Raw genomic sequence first — 2936 nt, 5'->3', positions numbered from 1 at the left:
GCACGGCGGCGGCGACCATCGCGGAACCGAGCAAGCAAAAATAGCTATTTCAGACGTTTTCTGAGTCCGATGGACTCCCGTTGTCGGACCGCTCACGATTCACGTCGATCCAAGCGGAGCACTCGACGCACAGGCCGTTGTGAGTGCAGAGTCGGTCAACAATAGCATTCTCACACGCCCAGCAGTCGTCATTGATCGAGAGTTGTGCCATCTCTTATTCCTCTGTGTTTGCGGACTCATGGACGGATCGAGAGACCTACGCAGGGCTCTGGTCAACTATCTCGGCTATCTCTCGGTGCGAGAGGTCGCTACGTTCAGCGAGTTCAACGGCAATGCGCTCGCGGTCCTTCTTGATCGATTTCTCGACGAGCGTCGGGATTCGGGCTCGAAGTTCAGTTGCCGTTTTCGCCATCTGCTCGAGTTCGCGGCGCTGTTTACGTTCGGCATCTCTGAGTATCTCGTCGATTGCCATCGTCACGCGTCCCCCTTTTTCGTCACCGTGACTGAAGACTCCAGGTCGAAACTGACGGCTCGAGTCGAGAGCGTCTCGGCGATCTCCCGGCGCTGCTCGCGAGTGAGGTCATCGCGCTCGAGGACGGCCCGCGCTGCGGAGACGAGTTCGTCGACATCTTCACAAGCAAACGCGACCGCGTTGCTCCGATTGCAGTCGTAGAACCGGGCGGCTTTTTGAATTGCATCGAATCGCCATTCGTTCCCGTCGTCAGTCCTGATACGGACTGATCCGGGTGTCTCGTTGTGAGAGATACTCGTGAACACAACCCGCCTTTCCTCGTTTTTTCGGTTCACTCGAGGGGACTTTGTTTATAAAGAGGGATGGGAACCCGGCGTGATCGGCGCGAGGACCAAGCCGATCGCATGGGCGATGGACTGAATATGAACACGGCTGGTACTCGGTTCGTGTTCATATCGGGGAAATTGATCTTGTCGACGTGCAACCGGCAGGAGGGAAGCCTCAAGAGATCTGATAATGCCGTTATGTTATCCACCTGCCCACTGGATTTTCGTAAAGGAAACTTCACATCTATTGAAGAATATTTCTTGGTATAATCTTGCCTCTTCATCTAATAGTTCCGCTACACGGTATTCATCTTTGTAAAGAGCCTCGGTATACTCGAAAAACCAGGAATACAACTCATCTGCGGCTTCGTGATACGCTTTAACCGCTTCTTCCAAATCAACTGTCTCCTCCCATGAATTTACATACCCTTTTGCGCGAGTCGAAAATGTGCTCGACTCAATTATGATCTCTTTCGGAATTGAGAAACTGTCTGGCTCATCGTCATCGCCAAGTACCATCATTGTTTCAGGGATCCCTTCATGGACAAAGTAATTACGTAAACTCGTAAAAAAATACCCGTGTATATCCAACCCAAGTTCCGCAATTTTCTTCTCGTATTCCTCTTCTATTGAAGATAAAACGTGGTATTCTTCTATTTCTGGAAGAATTATATCCCGTGTATGATTCTCTCTACTTTTGACTGAAATGACATAATTGGAGAAGGTGGTCAGGAATTCAATATTCAATTCTCCTAATTCTTCCCAGGTGTAATCCGAGAGATCGCGAGCACGGTCAAAAACATCAATTAGAGATTCATAATTTAGATCGACAATATCGGTACTTCGGGATAAATGCGAAAAAAGGTCTGCAATCCTATATGCTGCTGTTTGTTCTACCTGTTTGGTTATGTTTAGGGCTCTCTCAAAGGCCTCCTGTTGTTCAGTGGTCTCAATCCGATCTTTATATATTTTTAGTCTTCTTGACGGTTTCGACTCTTCTAACTTAGGCTCATCAAAGTCCATAACTGCACTCTTGCACTCTTCATATCTATTCTTTTACCTACGATCACTTAAGCTGTTGAATAGCATCTGAAACTGTGAGCCCGTGCTGAGCCGCGATCTCGGATGCAAGATTCAAAGCCCCGTCTTCTTTCTGGGTTCCCTTATGTTCCTGAGCAAGCAATGAGAGTGCATACACGACAAGTAGGTCATCCTGTGGATGTCGCATGATGCCCGCGTTTGGCTGCGGCTTCGCTGATAAACCCTCGTAAGTGTATCCGACAATCACGGTTATCGAGGTCCCGTTATTTCATATCAATAGGGTAGCCCCGCTATAGCGTCCAATATCGGCCGACTCAATTTTTCGCGAGCGCGGCGCGCGCTCTGCGCGCCGCGCAATTACCTGCCCCCTAAGGGATATCAACTAAGATATTCAGAACCGATGGCGGTGAGTGAAGAAAAGATTACTAATGACCCAAATAAACGCGCCAACTCCTGCGAGAGTTAATAATAATGATTGGTTCCCTAAAAGGTACAGCGGTCCCCTTGCAAGATCAGGGAATCCATGAAGCTCAGTAAGTAATCTGAATACTACCGCTGACACTGCCATTATAGCAATCAAATGAACGAGGAAAGTTGCTTTTCGAATCCCAATAAAGTCGTCTAACAGATCCTGAGTCATGTTCTCAGAAAATAACATGGCATCCAGACATTTATCATTTTGTGTAGTGGAATCGCTTTGAATACGTAGTAAGAAGTCGCATCTGCATCTCATTGAGTTGAGTAACGATTCAACCACCGTTTCGTGTGCTTCAACTGGAGATCTGCGAAGGCGGGGGTGGGGCGCTGTAATTTTTTGGCTCTGTCCCCTTGGGGACACACGCCAAGGGGGTTTTCGCGCGCAGCGCGAAACGACCCCGCATGCGGTGCGGCGCGATCGCGGTGGCGACCCCGCCCTCGAGCCACCGACTACAACCAGATTTGTCTAAGAGACGGTGTTAGTCAACTCAGCTTGCAGAAAACAGGGGAAACGACAGCGTTGCCACTACTCGGGCTGGTTCACCGATCGGCGACAGCGCCGACGAATCCGGTTTCAGTCCCGCCGCCGGGAGTCTTCCAGGTCACCTCGGTCCCTCGAA

The 2936-nt window shown here is 49.7% G+C and carries 3 protein-coding genes; all 3 read right to left on the bottom strand.

What is annotated here, in order from left to right:
• Window positions 1-256: 256 nt before the first annotated feature.
• The 3 genes from GS429_RS12135 to GS429_RS12125 all read right to left on the bottom strand — a co-directional run bounded on the left by GS429_RS12135 (window position 257) and on the right by GS429_RS12125 (window position 1821).
• Complete coding sequence (locus GS429_RS12135) at window positions 257-472, bottom strand: hypothetical protein (protein ID WP_160065623.1); 216 nt, start codon at window positions 470-472, stop codon at window positions 257-259.
• Between the two features lie 2 nt (window positions 473-474).
• The gene (locus tag GS429_RS12130) at window positions 475-777 is read right to left on the bottom strand and encodes a DUF7692 domain-containing protein (protein ID WP_328821371.1); all 303 of its coding nucleotides are present in this window, start codon (window positions 775-777) and stop codon (window positions 475-477) included.
• Window positions 778-999: 222 nt separating this feature from the next.
• Window positions 1000-1821 (bottom strand): hypothetical protein, encoded by an 822-nt coding sequence (locus tag GS429_RS12125; protein ID WP_160065622.1) that lies wholly within the window; start codon window positions 1819-1821, stop codon window positions 1000-1002.
• Between the last annotated feature and the right edge of the window lie 1115 nt (window positions 1822-2936).

The sequence above is a fragment of the Natronorubrum halalkaliphilum genome (genome assembly GCF_009834785.1).
Classification (GTDB): Archaea; Halobacteriota; Halobacteria; order Halobacteriales; family Natrialbaceae; genus Natronorubrum; species Natronorubrum halalkaliphilum.
Note: the sequence above shows the minus strand (reverse complement) of the source record. Positions and strands in the feature narration are given on the sequence as shown.

Coding starts and splice junctions, on each gene's coding strand:
- GS429_RS12135 (WP_160065623.1), bottom strand. CDS start 472: ATGGCAATCGACGAGATACTCAGAGATGCCGAACGTAAACAGCGCCGC.
- GS429_RS12125 (WP_160065622.1), bottom strand. CDS start 1,821: ATGGACTTTGATGAGCCTAAGTTAGAAGAGTCGAAACCGTCAAGAAGA.